We start from the raw sequence: 17876 nt of genomic DNA on the forward strand, positions 1-17876 counted from the left end.
CCCCGCTCGCACGCCCGCCGCTCCTGCCCTGTGCGGCGTCAGCCTAGGCAGCCGTACTCGCCGCCGCCTGTGCGTCGCCACCCAGGTACGCATCGCGAATCCGCTCGTCGCCGAGCAACGCCTGCGCCTCGCCCTGCAGCACGACGCGGCCCGTTTGCAGCACATAACCGTAGTGCGCGATCTCCAGCGCCAAGCTCGCGTTCTGCTCGACCATGAAGAAGGTCACGCCTTGCTGGTTGATGGTGTGGATCAGCTCCAGCACCTTGTCGACGTACAGCGGCGACAGGCCCATGGTTGGCTCGTCCATGCAGATCAGCTTCGGACGGCTCATCAATGCGCGCGCCATCGCCAGCATCTGCTGCTCGCCGCCGGACAAAGTCCCGGCGCGCTGCGCGAGACGCTCCTTCACGCGCGGAAACAGGTCGAGCACCCGCTCATAGTCCTCGTTGATCGCAGGCCGGTCACGGCGCGTATACGCCCCCATCAGCAGGTTCTCGCGCACCGTCATGTCGCCGAACAGCCGCCGCGCTTCCGGCACCGAACCGACGCCGCGCCGCACGATCTGCGGCGTGGCGAGCGCGGTGATCGACTCGCCCTCGAACGTCACGTTGCCCGAGCGCGGCTTGTGCAGACCGAGGATGAGCTTCATCGTAGTCGACTTGCCGCTCGCATTGCCGCCGAGCAGGCTGACGATCTGCCCGCGCCGCACTTCGAAATTGACGTCGAAATGCACCTGGACCGGACCGTAAAACGTCTCGATGTGCTCCAGTTTCAGTAATGCTTCGCTCATGGCCGCTCTTCCTGCAATTCAGTGCGGCGTGCGCTGATGGACTCCGAAGAGGCGCCGCCTACATTACGGTGTCCCAGGTACGCCTCGATCACGCGCGGGTCGTTGCGCACGTCGCGCGGCAACCCTTCGGCGATCTTCTTGCCGTTATCGAGCACGATCACACGGTCCGACAGTTGCATCACCATGTCGAGCTTGTGTTCGATCAGCAGGATGGTCAGGCCGCGCTCCTTCAGTTGCTGGATCAGCACCAGCATCTCGGCGGTTTCGGATTCGTTCATGCCCGCGGTGGGCTCGTCGAGCAGCAGAAGGCGTGGATGCAAGGCCAGCGCCCGGGCGATTTCGACGCGTCGACGGTTCGCATACGACAGGCTGTGAGCCGGTTGCTCCAGACGCGGCAGCAACCGCTCGCCAAAACCGGCGATGATCTCGCGCACCTCGGCGCGCAAAGCTTCATCTTCACGGCGCAGCGACGCCGGGCCGATCAGCGCGCGCGCCAGTTCCGCGATTGCACCGATGACGGGCCACCCGGCACGCGTCGCGCGTAGCCGGGAGTGCGCACCCACCAGCACGTTATCCAGCACGCTCAGATTGCCGAACACGCGTCCGTGCTGAAACGTGCGCGCCAGTCCAAGCGCCGCGAGTGCGTCCGGCTGCACACCGGTGACATCGCGGCCGTCGAATTGCACGCTGCCGCCATCGGGCCTGTCGAGGCCGGTAATCAGGTTGAAGAGCGTCGACTTGCCCGCGCCGTTCGGGCCGATCACGCTCACGAGTTGCCCGGCGGCGATCGACAGGTCGATCTGGTCCACGGCGGTCAGGCCGTCGAAGCGCCGCGTCACGCCGCGCACGTCGAGAAGGTTCTGGGTCATGGCGTTCTCCGTCATACGGTGCCGAGCAGGCCTTGCGGCCGGAACCGCACCAGCAGCAACAGCACGACGCCATAGATCAGCATGCGGTAGTCCGCAGCCCAGCGGAAAATCTCGGGCAGCCCGATCAACGCCACCGCGCCGACAATCCCGCCCAGCACATTGCCGAGGCCGCCGAGAATCACCATGGTCAGCGCCAGAATGGAGACTTGCGAATCGAAGGTCGTGTTGTTGATATAGCTGTACAGATGCGCGGAGATGCCACCGCTGATGCCCGCCGCGAGACCGCCGAACGCGAACGCCATCGCCTTGTAGCGATTCGGCCGGATGCCGTACGAGCGCGCCGCCACTTCATCCTCGCGGATAGCGCGCAGCGTGCGGCCCAGGTGCGAACTGAGCAGACGGGTCTGCAGCAACGCGAGCACGATCAGCACCGCGAGCGCAAACCAGTACACGGCGCGCGCACTATCCGGCGCCCAGCCGAACAGCGAGAGCGGCGCAATACCGCTGATGCCGAGCGGGCCGCGCGTCAGGCTGTCCCAGTTGAGAATTACGAGGCTCACCACCTCGCCGATCCCAAGCGTCGCGATCGACACATAGTGACCGCGCAAGCGGAACGCCGGATAAACCAGCAAGGTGCCGAGCGCGGCGGTAATCAACCCGGCGCAGAGAATCGTCACCGCGGGCGACCAGCCAAGATGCAGCGACAGCAACGCCGAGGCATACGCGCCGATCAGCAGCAACGCCGCATGGCCCAGCGAAATCTGACCGACTGTCCCTGCCACCAGCGTCAAGCTCAGCGCCAGCATTCCGTACAACCAGGCATTGGTGAGCGTTTGCAGGAGATACGACGAAGGTGCGACGAACGGCAGCGCAATTGCCGCCAGCGCGAGCGCCGCAAGCAGCGGACGCGGCAAGCGCAGCGCTTTGCCTGCCGCGAGGAAGGTGCCGGTCAACGGCTCGGACGGCAAGCGGCGGCTACGGCTGAAGAGGCCGTTAGGACGCCACACCAGAAACACCAGCAGCAGGACGAACGCAAACAGGTCGCGATAGCTGGTGCCGAAGATCGCCACACCGTAGCTTTCCACGAGACCCAGCAACAGGCTGCCCACGATCGCGCCCGGCACGTTGCCAAGGCCGCCGATCAGCAACGCGACCACGCCCTTGAGGGTGGCCTGAAAACCCATCGCGGGGTCGATGCTGTTGTAGTACATGCCCACCAGCAGACCGCTCACGCCGCCCAACGCGCAGGCAATCGCAAACACCGCCTGATTCACGCCGTTGACGTTGACGCCCATCTGCTGCGCGGCGTCGCGATCCTGCGCGGTGGCGCGCACGGCCCAGCCGAGCCGCGTGAAGCGCAGGAAGACATACAGCACCGCCGCCGCACCAATGCCAATGCCGGCGATCAGCAGATCCAGCGAGCCGATCGTCGCGCCGCCAACGCTCACGTGCCAATCCGGCAGCGTACTCGGGACGGCGCGCGGATCGGCGCCGAAGATCAACTGCGCGGACTGGTCGAGCACGAAGCTGATGCCGATGGTCGCCAGCAACGGCGCGATACGCGCCGAGCCTTGCAACGGCCGCAGACCGATCCGCTCGATCACGATCCCCAGCAGCCCGCAACCCGCCGCCACTGCCAGCAGCGCAAGCGGCAAGGGCAAACCGAGGTGCGTGAGACACAGCCAGCCGATAAAGCCGCCGATCATATACACCGAGCCGTGTGCAAAATTGATCAGATGCGACACGCCGAAGATCAAGGCCAGCCCGACCGCCAGCAACGCATAGATGTTGCCGACGATCAGTCCGTTGATCGTATAGTCAAGCCAGGACGCCATAGCGATTCATCCAGTGCAATACGCCGTCACGCACGCGTTATTTCGATGCAAGGACCGGCTTCACACCGTCCCATTGCGTGAACTGATTGTCCTTGACGACCAGATAGACGCTCGTCGCTCCCGCCACGCGCCGGGTCTGCGGATCGAATTTCATCTGGCCGAAGATCAGGCTCGGCACGTCGTGGATCTGGCTCAGGCCGTCATGCACGGCCTGGCGCGTCACGCCGTAGCGGCGCAACAGTTCCGCGGAGAGAATCATGGCGTCATAGGCGCGTGCCGCGAAGGTGTCGGGATCGGCGTTGTACTTGGCGCGGTAGCGCTGCACGAAGTCCTGCACGGCAGGACGCTTGTCGCCGGGGAAGAAATTCGATTCGGTGTACACACCGTTCACGGCCGCGCCACCCAGTTCGAGAAATTTCGGCGAGTAGATCGAACCCACCGCGGCAATCGGCTGGGTCAAGCCGGACGAGCGCGCCTGGCGCACAATCTGCGCGCCGTCCGCGTAGTACGAAATCAGCACGATCGAATCGGGTTTCGCTTCGTTCACACGCACGAGCGTGGCGCGGAAGTCTTTCTCGTTCGGCTGATACCCTTCCGCGGCGACCACCTGGGCGCCGTTTTCGGCGGCGGCCTTGGCGAAGATGTCCTTGCTGGTGCGGCCCCAGTCCGTGTTCAGATACAGCACCGCAATGCGCTTGAAGCCGAGATCCTTCGCGGCATAGCGCGCCAGCAGCGGCTGCTCTTCGGCCTGGCTCAGCGCCGTGCTCCACATATAGTCGCCGCCCTTCGTGAAGTCAGGATGCGAGTTGGTGAAGCCGAACTGCACCAGTTTGCCGCGCTGATAGATCGGCGAGGCGGCCATCGAGGTCGTGCTCGACAGGTCGCCCAGTTCCAGCAGGATGCGCGAGTCGCCTACAAACTTCTGCGCAATCGAAACGGCCTGCCCCGGATCGCCGCGGCTGTCCTCGAAGTCATACGCAAGCGGGCGGCCCTTGATGCCGCCCTGGCTGTTGATCTGGTCCAGCGCGAGATCGAAGCCGCGCTTCCATTGCGTGCCGTATTGGCCGTCCTGCCCCGTCAGCGGACCGCTCACGCCGACCAGATAGGGTTCGCCGGTCGCCGCTGCGGCATGCGCCGCAGTGCCGGCGGCGAGACCGGCGATGCCCCATGCCGCAGCGATCAGCGGCAGTGCCTTGAGCGCACGCAGCCACGTGCGGCGCGCCTGTTTTTTTACGTCCTTCATGATGCCCTCGACGATCGTCTTCAAAGTGCGGCCATCAAACCATGCTGAATTCCGGCTATCCAACGAAGTTTTGGGAATATGGTTATGACGTTGGGGACCAAAGGGCCTCGCCTGTGGTACGGCCTGACCAACGCCGCCAAACAACAGGCACGGCACACACGAACGCAAGCACCTGATTAAATGGGACTTTTCCGCCACCCGAACAACCGCGGCGCGGAAAAGCGCGCCATGCTTTCACACCCCGCGCCCATTCGCTTCGCATTTTTTCCACTGTCGATATCGGAATTGATTATATAAATCCCGCATTCAGACGCCCCTACAATGCGCAAACAGAATGGCTTGGGCGACTCATGGAGCTACATCAACTCGAAGCGTTTTCGGCGGTCATGTCTGCCGGCAGCATCACCGGTGCGGGCCGCTTGCTGGAGCGTTCGCAACCGGCGGTCACGCGGCAGATCCAGGAACTCGAAGCCGATCTCGGCTATGCGCTGTTCAACCGCAATGGACCGCGTGTCACGCCGACTCATCGCGCCTTCCTGTTGTACGAGGAAGTGGAGCGCTCGCTGATCGGCCTGAAGACCATCGAACAACGCGCTCGCGCAATCGGCCTCGGCGAAGCGGAACCCGTGCGCATTGCCGCGACGTCTGCGCTGGCTGCCGCCATCGTGCCTTCCGCGATCGCCGCCGTGCCGCCCGACGAGAAGGTGGCGCAATTCCAGTTACGCAGCCTGTCGGCGGAGCATGTGGTGCATGAAGTGCTGACGCGCACGGCCGATATCGGCCTCGTGACGCTGCCCATCGGTCACGCGGGCCTCGAGGTGCATTGGATCGCCGAGGCGCCGTGCGTGGCGATCTTTCCCGCCGGCGATCCGCTTGCCGCACAGCCGCGCATCGCGCTGCGCGATCTCGCGCAGCGGCGCATCGTCACGGTGGCGAACCGCTACCGTCTGCGTCATCGGATCGACGCCGCGTTCGCCGCCGCGCGCATTCACGCCGACGTGTTTCTGGAAACCAATGCGTCGCTCAACGCCGTGATGGCCGCTCGCGCGGGCGCCGGCGTCGCCATCGTCGATCCGGCAACGGGACTCGGACTCGCCATCGAAGGGGTGATCGCCCGGCCGCTCGAAAGCGTGATTCCGTTCTATTTCGGCGCCGTCACGCCGGCCGGCAAACCGCGCCGCCCGGCTGTCGACGCCCTCTTGCAAGCCATTCAGGACGCGACGCTCGCATTGCTCGAAGGCGTCGTGCTGCACGACGCCAGCCAGCACGATGCGCTGTTGCAGCGCGAACTGCGCGTGTCGCGTGCCCGCCCGAAATCTTTGGAGATTCCCGCATGACGTCACTCGACGCCCTCGAACACCGTCTGCGCGAAGACCTGCGCTGGCTCGAACTGCCGCCCGCGTCATGGGTGCCGCCGCGTTTCGTGGATCAAGCGCGCGTGCTCGACGTCGCGATCGTCGGCGGTGGCATGGCGGGCCTGACCGCTTCGGCGGAACTGCGCTGGCTCGGCATCGACAATCAGCAGGTATTCGACCGCGCGCCGACCGGCGGCGAAGGTCCATGGGTCACCTATGCACGCATGGAAACGCTGCGCTCGCCGAAGACGCTGACCGGTCCGGCGCTGCGCCTGCCGGCGCTGACCTTCCGCGCCTGGTACGAAGCGCAGTTCGGGCGCCCGGCATGGGACGCGCTCTACAAGATTCCCCGGACGCAGTGGATGGATTATCTGCGCTGGTATCGCAAGGTGCTGGCGCTGCCGGTGCAAAACCACACGGCGTTGGTCGCGTTGCGCACGCGCGACGACGGCCTGCTCGCGCTCGATCTCAACACGCAGGGCACGCAGCGCACGGTGCTGGCGCGGCATGTGGTGCTCGCCACCGGCCGCGACGGCCTTGGCGGTCCTTACGTACCGGACTTCGCGCAGCGCGTCGCGTCGCGCCTGTGGGCCCATTCCGCCGATGCGATCGATTTCGAGGCGCTACGTGGCAAGCGCGTCGGCGTCGTGGGCGCGGGCGCATCCGCCTTCGACAATGCGGCGACTGCGCTGGAAACGGGCGCTGCCAGCGTCGATCTGTTCATTCGCCGCAGCGATATTCCGCGTATCAACAAACTGACCGGCATCGGCAGTCCGGGGCTCGTGCACGGCTTCGCCGATCTCGACGACGCTTCGAAATGGCGCTTCCTGCATTACTCGCTGGCTTCGCAGACCCCGCCGCCGCGCGACAGCGTGCTACGGGTTTCGCGCCACGAGAACGCGCGCTTTCATCTCGGCAGTCCCGTCATTGCGCTGGAAGAGCACGCGGATGGGCTCGAAGTGACCACGCCGAAGGGCCGCTATACGCTCGACTTCCTGATCTTCGCCACCGGCTTTCATTCGGATATCTCGACGCGTCCCGAGTTCGCGCAGTTCGCGCCCTACGTGCGCCGCTGGAAAGACCGCTATCGCGCCGACCCGGCCTTGCCGATGGAGGAACTCGCGGAGTCGCCGGATCTCGGTGCCGCGTATGTGTTCCAGGAGCGCGAACCGGGCACCTGCGCCGCGCTTGCGCAGATCCACTGCTTCAATCATGCGGCGAGCCTGAGTCACGGCAAGCTGTCGGGCGACATTCCGGCCATCAGCGAAGGCGCGCAGCGGCTCGCGCGCGGCATCGCCAGCCGTCTGTTCGATGCGGACCGCGAGCGGCATTACGACGCGCTGGTTGCCTTCGCCACCGCGGAACTGCAAGGCGACGAATGGACCGATGCCGATGCCGACACATCGCCCGCTGCCGAATCGCCCCCTGCTGTGCCGCTGCATCAACAGGACTGATCCGCTGCATTGAATCATCGTGAAGTATTTTGCATACCTGAATTCCCTTTGAAACGGAGCCTCCATGGCTGAGCTTTCTTCTTCCACCGGACCCACGCACGATACGATCGACGTGCTGGCCGGATTGCGCGCCGACAGCGCGATTGCCGCCATCCGGCACGCACGCGACAAGGTCGTGACCCACACCCAGCGCAGCGAAGAGGCGCTGTTCGACCCGGCGCTGCCGGATCTGCCGTTGCGCGAGCGCCTGTTCGCCGCCTGGTACGTGGCGCACCTGTCGCGTGCAGACGAACTGGCCGACACCTACGCCGGCCGGCTGATCGCTGCAGGAGCCGGCTCGAGCACCCGCAACGCGCCGCTCGCGGACACGCTGGCCGCCATCGAAGCGGGCACGCTCGACGTGACGTCCCACGCACGCCTGATCGCCATTCTCGCGCACGTGAAGCTGCTCACGCTGACGCCCGTCGACGCGCGCCCTCACCATCTGCAGGCTCTCGAACAGGCCGGCCTTTCGACGCGCGGCATCGTCGCACTGTCGCAACTGGTTGCGTTCGTCACCTATCAATTGCGGGTTATCGCGGGCCTCAAGGCGCTCCGCGACGCCCAGACCCCGCTCGCGCCGCAGGAGGCAGCATGAGTCAGTCGCACGGTTTTACCTTCGATACGCTGGGCTGGCGCGCATGGCTCGATACGGTAAAGCTTGACGAGGCCACGCCCGAGCAGGTCGCGGTCCTCGAAGAAAGCCACCCGCACGCCAAGACCTCCGACTACTACCTGTTGCTCGTGCAGCAGGCCGAGATCCTGCGGCAACGCTCCGGCGTCTTCAACGCCATCATGTATGCCTCCGGCGGCTTGCCGCGCGCGGAGCGCGAACTGGCGAGCACCGTGGTTTCGCGCGTCAATGGCTGCGTGTACTGCGCGTCGGTACACGCACAACGTTTCGGACAACTGGCGAAGCGCACGGACGCCATCGAGCAGGTTTTCGAGGATCCCGCCACTGCCGGCACCACCGGGCGTGAACGCGCCATCATCCGCTACGCGATCGAACTGACCGAGCATCCCGACGCCGTGGATGCCGAGGCCATCAAGCGGCTCGCCGCGCACGGGCTCACCGAGGCGGAGATTCTCGACCTGACGCATGCGATCGCGATCTTCGCGTGGGCGAACCGGCTGATGCTGACGCTGGGCGAACCGGTGTTTCCGGCGCAAAACGGCTGACGCCGCAAGCCGGGACGTAGCCGCCCAGCCACCCAGCCACGGCGCGTCTCGCTCAGGGAATCAGGATCACCGACCCCACGGTCTGCCCGGTCTCCATCCGCCGATGGGCTAGCGCGGCGTCGTCAAGCGGCAGACGCTCGCCCACCTCGACATGCAGACCGGCGCCGATCCGCTCGAATACCTGCTGCGCCGCCAGGCGATACGCGTCGACGTCCCGCATCATGCCCAGCACGCTGGGCCGTGCGAGGGCGATCGAGCGGGCGGGGCCGATTTCGTCCAGCGTGATGGGTTCGATCGCGCCCTCGGCCTCACCGATACTCGCCACCACCCCGAACGGCTTCACCGCGCCGAGCGTGCGCCGCAAGGTCGCGCCGCCAATGCCGTCCACCGCGAAGTCGACGCCCGCGCCGCCGCCGAATGCGCGCGCCGCTTCGACGAAATCTTCGTCCCGGTACAGCACGGCCTGATCGAGGCCATGCGCGAGCGCGAGCTCCGCCTTGGCGGGCGTGCCGACCGTACCGATCACGCGCGCGCCAAGAGCCTTCGCCCACTGCACGAGGATCAGACCGAGGCCGCCAGCCGCGGCATGCACCAGCACGGTGTCACCGGGTTTGATGTCCCTCACGCGATGCAGCAGCATGTAGCTGGTCGCGCCGCGCAACAGCGCGGCAGCCGCGGTTTCATCCGACACGGCCGCCGGCAGCCGCAGCAGCTTTTGCGCCGGCACATTGCGCAGATTCGTATAGCTGCCCACCGGCAGCCCTGCATACGCAACCCGCTCGCCGACCTGCCAGCCGTTCACGCCAGGGCCGAGCGCCGCCACCACGCCGGCCGCCTCGACACCCAGCGCGCCGGGCAACTGCGGCAGACGATGCAGCCCCGCGCGAAAGTAAATATCGACAAAGTTAACCCCCACCGCCGTCTGCCTGATTTGCACTTCCCCTGCTGCGGGCGGCGGCACCGTCTGCGAAAACCGGCGCAGCACCGACGCGTCGCCATAGGCTTCAATGCCGACCTGATAGGCACTCTGCTGTTCCATCGCTGCACTCCCTCGTTCCGTTACGTGATGACAAGCGAGTGTAGGTTTCGAGCATAATTGAATGGAATCCCCCATTCATCGTCAACTCCTGTGCAAAATTCGACCGATCTACCGACGCCCATCGCCGCGCTGCAGTGGGACGACATCCGCTATTTCCTCTCCGTGGCGCGCGGCGGCAGCCTGTCCGAAGCCGCGCGCACGCTCGGCGTCCAGCATTCGACGGTCGCCCGGCGCATCGACGCCATGGAGCAGGCGCTCGGCGTGCGCCTGTTCGACCGCCTGCCGCGTGGCTGGCCGCTGACCGAAGAAGGCCGCGAGCTGGTCGAGCGTGCCGGACGCATCGAAGAAGAAGCGCATGGCTTCGTACGGGCGGCGCGTGGCGCGGTCACGCTGCAGGGCACGGTGCGGCTGTCGGTGCCGCCGGTGTTCGGCAGTCATTTTCTGGTGCCGCGCCTCGCCGCCTTCCGGCGCGCCTATCCGGAGGTCTTGCTGGATGTGGTGGGCGAAACGCGCGCCGCCAATCTGTTTCGTCACGAAGCCGATCTTTCCGTGCGGCTGTCGCGGCCTCAGGAAGCCGGACTCGCGGCACGCCGGCTCGGGACGATGCGCTTCGCGCTGTACGGCACGCCCGAGTGGGCCGCGCGACGCTGCGAGCAATGGGAATTCATCGGCTACAACGAGACGCTCGCGGAGGCGCCGCAACAGCAGTGGCTCGTGCGCTTCGCGCAGGACCGGCCGTTCGCCCTCGTCACCAACGACCTCGTGTCGATTTACCGCGCCTGCCAGGCAGGCATGGGCATCGCGCTGCTGCCGCGCTTTATCGTCGATGGCGACGGCACCGTGCAGGAGATGAGCACACAACCGGCCTGCGACGTCGAGCGGGAAATCTGGCTCGCGGTGCATCCGGATGTGCGGCGCTCGCCGCGCGTGCAGGCGGTGGCCGACGCATTGGCTGAAGCCGTGCGCGAGGCGGATGGCGCGATGTAGCGCGCGTCTTGACTCGTGAGGGCTGCGTCCGTGTGAACGGATCGCCCTATGGGTGAACCTCGTGCCGACGTTATGCCGTGGATACGCCAGCGACATTTTTGACCGGCTTCAATTCCACGCCGACCACGGGCATAGTGAAGTGTTTCCGGAAAAGCTCCGGGCAACAACGGGAATCCGTATGAGCACCCTCACGCAAACCAACGCGAATCCATCAACCGGCCCGTCCGCCGCCCCCCTGCTGCGCGACGCCACCGAAGCCGATCTGCCCGCCATTCAGGCCATCTATGCAAACCACGTGCTGCACGGTGTCGCGTCGTTCGAAGAGACGCCGCCTTCCGTCGACGATCTGCGCGGCCGCCTGGCATCCGTGTTGAGCCACGGCCTGCCGTACATGGTGGCCGAGGTCGACGGCAAGATTGCGGGCTATTGCTACGCCACGCCGTACCGGCCGCGCGCCGCGTATCGCAACACCATCGAAGATTCGATTTATATGGACGATGCCTTTCGCGGGCGTGGCATTGGCCGTGTGCTGCTTGAAGCGCTGATTGCGCGCTGCGAAACCGGACCGTGGCGGCAGATGGTCGCCGTGATCGCGGACGGTGGCAGCGGCGGGTCGCTTTCGCTGCATCGCGCCCTCGGCTTCGAGCTGGTCGGCACGCTGAAGGCGGTGGGCTTCAAGCACGGGCGCTGGCTCGATACCACGCTGATGCAGCGCACCTTGGGCGTGGGCGACGGGGCGTCGCCGGATGAGCGGCCGGCTTAGTGTATCGGGCGTGGACGGTGGGCACGGGCGGCTAATCAAGCGCTGAAGCGGGCGCGGGCGGTGACGACACGACGCCGGAACAGCGCGGCATGAATTGCGAGTCGCGCCGCCATGCCCCGCCCCCGCGTTAAAATCCCCCCATGCCGAAAACGCCCCCCTCTCCGTCCCCAGCGCCCGCCGCGCCGCGCAACGAATACACCGTCGACGAACTCGCACGGGTGACGGACAGCACCGTGCGCAACGTGCGCGCCTATCAGGACCGCGGCCTGCTTGCGCCGCCCGAAAAGCGCGGCCGGGTCGGCGTGTACGACGATACCCACGTCTCGCGGCTGAAGCTCATCAATCACCTGCTGGCGCGCGGCTATACGCTCGCCAACATCCAGGACCTGATCAAGGCTGTCGACGAAGGCCACGACCTGCGCTCGATTCTCGGTCTCGAGACGGCCATCGGCAGCCGCTGGTCGCGCGAGCGGCCGAAGAAGTACTCGCTGCTCGAACTGCTGCAGATGTTCGGCGACAAGGCCTCTCCCAGCGCCTTGTCCAAAGCGGTCGAACTGGGCCTGCTCGAACGCAAGGGCCTGTCGTTCGTCGCCAATAGTCCTGCGGCGCTGTCAGCGGGCGCCACGATGGCGCACGAAGGCATCCCGCTCGCCGACCTGCTCGACGCCGTGCGGATCTCGCGTCCGCATTTCAACGCCGTCGCCAAGGCGATGGTCGATCTGGTCGTGCGCCAGCTCGACCGTTACGACGCCGGCGCACTGCCGCCGCCCGCCGATGTGCCGGCGCTGGTCGAGGCAATCTGGCGGGTCAGGCCGCTCGCGATGGTGCTGGTCGAAAGCGAGATGAACCGCGCGCTCGAAGAAGCCTCCGGCGACTATCTCGGCGACCGCGTCGCGGGCATCATGGAAAAGCTCGGCAGCACGCATGAGGAGCACACCCTGCCGCCCGCGTCGTCCGATGGCGAAGCCAAAGCGGCAGGCCACGCCGGCGCAGAAAAGGCCAAGGCCAAAAAGTCAGCACGGTAGACGTTCTACACGCTCGTTCACCGCGGTCTTTTCTATCGCGCGCGCCGCAGCCGCTCCTGCGTGCGCGTCATATCCAAATCTCCATTGCTTGGTTTGCGCGACGGCACGTCCATGCGACGATCCTTTTACCGCAGCAGCAACGTCATTACAGCAGCGCCGACATACGCCACGCCAGGACGTTCGAGCCTGGACGGGTGGCATGAACGAGCCCCGCTGCTGCATCGACCGCACGCATGGAGATTCCCGAATGACACGCAATCCGAACCCCCGCTCACGCCGCGACACACGAAGCAAGATGCGCGCGTTGACCGCGCTGGCCGCGCTCACCACCTTGACGCTGCTCGGCGCCGGCAACAGCTTCGCTCAGGATACCGGCGATGCATCGGGCAAGGTCCTGCGCATCGGCTATCAGAAAGCCGGCTTGCTCGCGATCCTCAAAGCGCAAGGCTCGCTCGAACAGAAGCTCAAGCCGCTCGGCTACAGCGTGAAATGGTTCGAGTTTCCGGCCGGCCCGCAACTGCTCGAAGCATTGAACGCCAACGGCATCGACTTCGGCTATACGGGTGCGCCACCGCCGGTGTTCGCGCAGGCGGGCGGCGTCAACTTCGTGTACGTGGGGGCGGAACCGGAGGGGCGTCATACCGAGGCGGTCATCGTCAAGCCCGGCTCGTCGCTGAATACGATCGCCGATCTGAAGGGCAAGCGCGTCGCGTTGCAAAAAGGCTCGAGTTCGAACTTTTTGCTGCTCGAGGTCCTGCAAAAGGCGGGCTTGCGTTATGAGGACATTCGTCCGGTCTACCTGGCGCCTGCGGACGCCCGCGCCGCATTCGAGAACGGCGACGTCGACGCCTGGGTGATCTGGGATCCTTACTATGCCGCCGCCCAGCAAACGCTGAAGGCGCGCACGCTGGCGGACTATTCGAACGTCAACACCGCGCACAGCTTCTATGAGGCCACCCGCGACTTCGCCCAGCAACATCCCGATGTGATCGGCGCGCTGCTCGGCCAGTTGCGCACCACGGGCCTGTGGGTCAACCAGCATCCGGACGAAACCGCGGCGTTGATCGCCCCGAAGGTGGGTCTCGATGTAAAACTGGTCGAGACCTGGGTACGCCGCTACCCGTACGGCACCACGGCCGTGACCGACGAGATCGTCCAGTCCCAGCAAAACGTCGCGGATGCTTTCTACGGCGCGCATCTGATTCCGCAAAAGATCACAGTCCGCGACAATGTCTGGCAAAACCGCGATGTCGCAGCGAGCCTCGCGGCGAAGTAAGCACGCCGTGGAGTACGAAACCGCGTACGACATGAAGTGAAAAACGGAGCGCGGATCGCAAGCCGACAGCGCCACGCCCGACCACGCACATCCCGTATGATGTGCGTCCCGCCGCTTACCTTCCGCTCAGTCAAACTGTCAAAAAGCGTGTACCGGTAGAACTTTCCCTTTTCGAACCGGTCCTTCTCCGCACGCTTCACAGCGTCGTTTCCCGGGTTGCCCCGCCGCTGCGGCATAGCGCTTGCCCTGTGCAGGCGCGCCGGCACCCATTGCCTCTTTTGAACCACCGCGCGGCGCGCTGCGCGCCGTCGCCAGAAAACAAGGACCGTCAAGGCCATGCAGAATCTTCTCGCCGAGATCCATCCGAACCAGTGGACTTTCCTCTGGGATGGACTCACCACCGTTACGATGCACCTGTGCGCCGCCGCGCTGATCCTCATGGTCGGCTGGTGGGTCGCGCGCCGCGTCTCGCGCTCGCTCAACCGTCTGCTCACCCGGCAGTCGCGCATGGACGCCACGCTGCGCCCTGTCCTATGCGACACCAGCCTGTGGGGCATTCGCGTGGTCGCCATCATCGGGGCGCTGTCGCAACTGGGCATTCAGACGGCGAGCATCGTCGCCGTGCTCGGCGCCGCCGGTCTCGCCATCGGTCTCGCGCTGCAAGGCACCATGCAGAACATCGCGGCCGGCATCATGCTGTTGCTGCTGCGGCCCTTCAAGGTGGGTGATTCGATCGAAGCCGGCACGGGTACCGTAGCGGGTACGGTCGAAGAAATCAGCCTGTTCACCACGCGTCTCACCAAATCCGACGGCATCTGCGAATACGTGCCGAACAGCGCGCTGTGGAGCAATTCGATCCGCAATTACAACCGCAATCCGACCCGCCGTCTGGATCTGGAAGTGGAAATCTCGGTGCGCGACGACGTCGATCGCGCGCTGGCCGCCCTGCGCAGCCTCGCCGCCGCCGACCCGCGCGCGCTGCCGAAGCCCGCACCGCAAGTGATGGTGAGCCGCTTCGACGACAGCACGGTGGTGCTCAACGTCCGCGTATGGGCGAATATCGACGTGTTCTGGGATATGCGCTGGGACCTCGCGCGCCAGGTGCGCCAGGCGCTCAACGAGGCGCAATGCGGCTTGCCGGTGCGCACGCGGGAGCTGCATATCGTGCAGAGCAGCGAAGCGAGCGAACTGGCGCCGGTTCGCACAACTGCGGCGCCACGCGCCATCACGCAGTAAAGGAAGCGGCCGGAGGCATCCGGCCGCTTTTGTCCGTCCCCTCCAGCCTCATCCCCGCGGCGCTCGCCGCCCGCCCCCATAGAGTCCGCAATCTAAACCGCCGCTTGCGCGATTCGATCTCAGCCTCTATTGTTACATCACTCAATGTCACAGTTAATAGTGAATAAAAGGAGACGGATCGGATGAACGCACGCACCATGCCTCCCGACGCGTTGGCGCCCCTCGAGACCGAGGTCGCGATTATCGGCTCGGGCTTTGCCGGGCTCGGCATGGCCATCCGGCTCCGCCAGGCCGGCATGACCGACTTCATGGTCGCCGAAAAGGCCGACTCGGTCGGCGGCACCTGGCGCGACAACCATTACCCAGGCTGCGCCTGCGACGTGCAATCGCACGTCTATTCGTTCTCCTTCGCGCCCAATCCGCGCTGGACCCGCATGTTCGCGCGCCAGCCGGAGATCCGCGCTTACCTGGAAGCGTGCACGCAGCGCTTCGGCGTCGCGCGCCATATCCGCTTCGGGCACGAACTGGTCAGCGCAACCTATGACGAGACGCGCCATCGCTGGCAGATGCTGTTCGCCAACGGCCAGCAGTGGTCCGCGCGCGTGCTGGTGTCGGGCATGGGCGGCTTGTCGCGGGCGGCGCTGCCGGACATTCCCGGTCTCGCCGGCTTCAAGGGCAAGACCTTCCACTCGCAGCAATGGGATCACAGCTATTCGCTCGAAGGCAAACGCGTCGCCGTGATCGGCACCGGTGCGAGCGCGATCCAGTTCGTGCCGCAGATCGCTCCGCGCGTCGCGCAACTGGATCTGTTCCAGCGCACCCCGCCGTGGATCATGCCGAAGGCCGACCGCGCGGTGAAGCCGCTCGAACAGTGGTTGTTCCGGCATCTGCCGTTCACCCAGAAGATCATGCGCGCGGGCCTCTATTGCATGCTGGAATCGCGAGCCTTCGGTTTTGCCGTGCATCCTTCGCTGATGAAGACCGCGCAAAAGATCGCGCTGCGTCATCTGCGCCGTCAGGTGGCCGACCCGCAATTGCGCGCCACGCTCACGCCCGACTACACGATGGGCTGCAAGCGCATCCTGATTTCGAACGACTACTTCCCTGCCCTGTCGCGCCGGAACGTCTCGGTCGTCACGAGCGGAATTGTGCGAATCGAAGAAGATGCCGTGGTCACGGCCGACGGCGTGCGCCATCCTGCCGACTGCGTGATCTTCGGCACCGGCTTCCAGGTGGCGGACCCGTTCCCACGCGGTGTGGTGCGCGGCAAAGGCGGCGTCGATATCGTCGATACCTGGCGCGACGGCGCGCACGCTTACCTCGGCACCGCGCTGCCTGGTTATCCGAACTTCTTCATGATCGTCGGCCCGAACACCGGTCTTGGCCACAACTCGATGGTGTACATGATCGAGTCGCAAGTGGAGTACATCCTGCGCGCCCTGCAGACCATGAAGACCGAACGCACCGCGGCGATCGAGGTGCGTCCGCAGGTTGAGCGCGCCTACAACGAGCAGATCCAGCAAAAGCTCGGCCGCGCGATCTGGTCCACCGGCGGTTGCAAGAGCTGGTATCTCGATCCGAAGACCGGCAAGAACACCACGTTGTGGCCCGGCTTTGCATTCCGTTTCCGCCAGGCCACCAGCACCTTCAGCATGGGTGACTACTTCGCCTATACGCCCGAGGCGCAGCCGAACAGCGCGCCGCACGTACATGCCGCGGCGGTCATGCAAAGCGGCGCGAGCGCACCGTCGTCCGCGGAAGCGACTTGAGAAGTAGCAGGCACGCTCATCAACATGCATTCGATCACACCGGCATCACCGTTTCACACACAGAAAAAACAACAAGGCACCGCTCAGAGAGGAATAGGAGGAACGCAATGAAGAGTTTCACAGACCGGGTTGCCGCGATTACCGGAGCAGGTTCGGGCATGGGCCGCTCGCTCGCCATCCAGTTGGCGCGCGAATGCTGCCACCTCGCGCTCGCGGACCGTAACGCCACGAGCCTCGCCGAAACGGCCAGGCTCGCACAGGCCGAAGCGCCGCAGATCGTCGGCGCGCCGCTGCGCGTGACGACGCGTGTGCTCGACGTGGCGGATCGCGCGGCCATGTTCGATTGGGCCGCCGAAACCGCGGCCCAGCACGATCGCGTCAACCTCGTGTTCAACAACGCGGGGGTGGCGCTGTCGAGCACGATCGAAGGCATGGACTACGCCGATCTCGAATGGATCGTCGGCATCAACTTCTGGGGTGTCGTGCATGGCACCAAGGCGTTCCTGCCGTACCTCAAGGCATCGGGCGCAGGGCACATCGTCAATACGTCGAGCGTGTTCGGTCTCTTCGCACAACCTGGCATGAGCGGCTACAACGCCACCAAGTACGCCGTGCGCGGTTTCACCGAGGCGCTGCGTCAGGAGCTCGACCTGATGAAATGCGGCGTGTCGGCCACCTGCGTGCATCCGGGCGGCATCCACACCGGCATCGCGCAATCGAGCCGGATCGCCTCGAACATGGTGGGCTTCATGATCGAGAGCGAACAGCAAGGCAAGGACGATTTCGAAAAGTTCTTCATCACCACGCCCGACGAAGCCGCCCGCGTGATTCTCGACGGCGTGCGCAAGAACCGCCGGCGCGTGCTGATCGGCCGCGATGCGCGGGCCGCCGACTGGCTCGCCCGCACGCTGCCGGCTGCCTACCAGGCGCTGGTGGTGATGCAGACGCGCCGCATGCATCGCATCGCGCACAAGCGCGCCCGCGCAGCCGAGGCTGCCGGACGGCGCGCGTAATCCC

The 17876-nt window shown here is 65.5% G+C and carries 16 protein-coding genes; 11 read left to right on the forward strand and 5 right to left on the reverse strand.

The features are described 5' to 3' along the window. Positions 1–43: 43 nt before the first annotated feature. From BUS12_RS11135 to BUS12_RS11150, 4 genes are read right to left on the reverse strand one after another with little or no spacing between them, the layout of a single operon-like run. Positions 44–790, reverse strand: coding sequence for an ABC transporter ATP-binding protein (locus BUS12_RS11135; RefSeq protein WP_074295748.1), 747 nt, complete (start codon positions 788–790; stop codon positions 44–46). Then, positions 787–1659, reverse strand: a complete 873-nt coding sequence (locus BUS12_RS11140) for an ABC transporter ATP-binding protein (protein WP_074295749.1) — start codon at positions 1657–1659, stop codon at positions 787–789. The genes BUS12_RS11135 and BUS12_RS11140 overlap by 4 nt, the downstream gene beginning before the upstream one ends. Positions 1660–1670: 11 nt before the next feature. Further along, a complete protein-coding gene (locus BUS12_RS11145) occupies positions 1671–3494 on the reverse strand; it encodes an ABC transporter permease (RefSeq protein WP_074295750.1) in 1824 nt (607 codons plus the stop codon). Positions 3495–3531: 37 nt separating this feature from the next. Further along, positions 3532–4737 carry an ABC transporter substrate-binding protein gene (locus tag BUS12_RS11150; RefSeq protein WP_074297365.1) on the reverse strand — a complete coding sequence of 402 codons (1206 nt, stop codon included), beginning with the start codon at positions 4735–4737 and terminating at the stop codon, positions 3532–3534. 350 nt (positions 4738–5087) lie between these two features. Here BUS12_RS11150 and BUS12_RS11155 point away from each other — a divergent pair, with 350 nt between their 5' ends. The 4 genes from BUS12_RS11155 (at position 5088) to BUS12_RS11170 (ending at position 8764) form a co-directional block, all read left to right on the forward strand. Further along, positions 5088–6074: a LysR family transcriptional regulator gene (locus tag BUS12_RS11155; protein WP_074295751.1), complete on the forward strand. Its 987-nt coding sequence runs from the start codon at positions 5088–5090 to the stop codon at positions 6072–6074. Then, the gene (locus BUS12_RS11160) at positions 6071–7546 is read left to right on the forward strand and encodes an NAD(P)-binding domain-containing protein (RefSeq protein WP_074295752.1); all 1476 of its coding nucleotides are present in this window, start codon (positions 6071–6073) and stop codon (positions 7544–7546) included. The genes BUS12_RS11155 and BUS12_RS11160 overlap by 4 nt, the downstream gene beginning before the upstream one ends. Before the next feature lie 64 nt (positions 7547–7610). Next, positions 7611–8183 carry a CMD domain protein gene (locus tag BUS12_RS11165; protein ID WP_074295753.1) on the forward strand — a complete coding sequence of 191 codons (573 nt, stop codon included), beginning with the start codon at positions 7611–7613 and terminating at the stop codon, positions 8181–8183. Continuing rightward, on the forward strand, positions 8180–8764 hold the full coding sequence (locus BUS12_RS11170; RefSeq protein ID WP_074295754.1) for a peroxidase-related enzyme: 585 nt from the start codon (positions 8180–8182) through the stop codon (positions 8762–8764). Before BUS12_RS11165 ends, BUS12_RS11170 begins: the two co-directional genes overlap by 4 nt. Before the next feature lie 52 nt (positions 8765–8816). On the opposite strand, the gene BUS12_RS11175 is transcribed toward BUS12_RS11170, so the two are convergent. After that, complete coding sequence (locus BUS12_RS11175) at positions 8817–9803, reverse strand: quinone oxidoreductase family protein (RefSeq protein WP_074295755.1); 987 nt, start codon at positions 9801–9803, stop codon at positions 8817–8819. Positions 9804–9932: 129 nt separating this feature from the next. Between BUS12_RS11175 and BUS12_RS11180 the strand changes: the two genes are divergently transcribed. The 7 genes from BUS12_RS11180 (at position 9933) to BUS12_RS11210 (ending at position 17872) form a co-directional block, all read left to right on the forward strand. Further along, positions 9933–10790, forward strand: coding sequence for a LysR family transcriptional regulator (locus BUS12_RS11180; RefSeq protein ID WP_083640462.1), 858 nt, complete (start codon positions 9933–9935; stop codon positions 10788–10790). A 178-nt stretch (positions 10791–10968) separates the two neighbouring features. Beyond that, entirely contained in the window at positions 10969–11553 is a 585-nt protein-coding gene (locus BUS12_RS11185; protein WP_074295757.1) for a GNAT family N-acetyltransferase, read from the forward strand. A gap of 140 nt (positions 11554–11693) precedes the next feature. After that, positions 11694–12578: a MerR family transcriptional regulator gene (locus BUS12_RS11190; RefSeq protein WP_074295758.1), complete on the forward strand. Its 885-nt coding sequence runs from the start codon at positions 11694–11696 to the stop codon at positions 12576–12578. A 295-nt stretch (positions 12579–12873) separates the two neighbouring features. After that, positions 12874–13854: a sulfonate ABC transporter substrate-binding protein gene (locus BUS12_RS11195; protein WP_143788372.1), complete on the forward strand. Its 981-nt coding sequence runs from the start codon at positions 12874–12876 to the stop codon at positions 13852–13854. A gap of 336 nt (positions 13855–14190) precedes the next feature. Then, positions 14191–15090: a mechanosensitive ion channel family protein gene (locus BUS12_RS11200; RefSeq protein ID WP_074295760.1), complete on the forward strand. Its 900-nt coding sequence runs from the start codon at positions 14191–14193 to the stop codon at positions 15088–15090. Positions 15091–15272: 182 nt separating this feature from the next. After that, positions 15273–16859, forward strand: a complete 1587-nt coding sequence (locus tag BUS12_RS11205) for a flavin-containing monooxygenase (RefSeq protein WP_074295761.1) — start codon at positions 15273–15275, stop codon at positions 16857–16859. 107 nt (positions 16860–16966) lie between these two features. Further along, on the forward strand, positions 16967–17872 hold the full coding sequence (locus BUS12_RS11210) for an SDR family NAD(P)-dependent oxidoreductase (protein ID WP_074295762.1): 906 nt from the start codon (positions 16967–16969) through the stop codon (positions 17870–17872). Positions 17873–17876 lie beyond the last annotated feature (4 nt).

The organism is Paraburkholderia phenazinium (assembly GCF_900142845.1).
Lineage (GTDB): Bacteria > Pseudomonadota > Gammaproteobacteria > Burkholderiales > Burkholderiaceae > Paraburkholderia > Paraburkholderia phenazinium_A.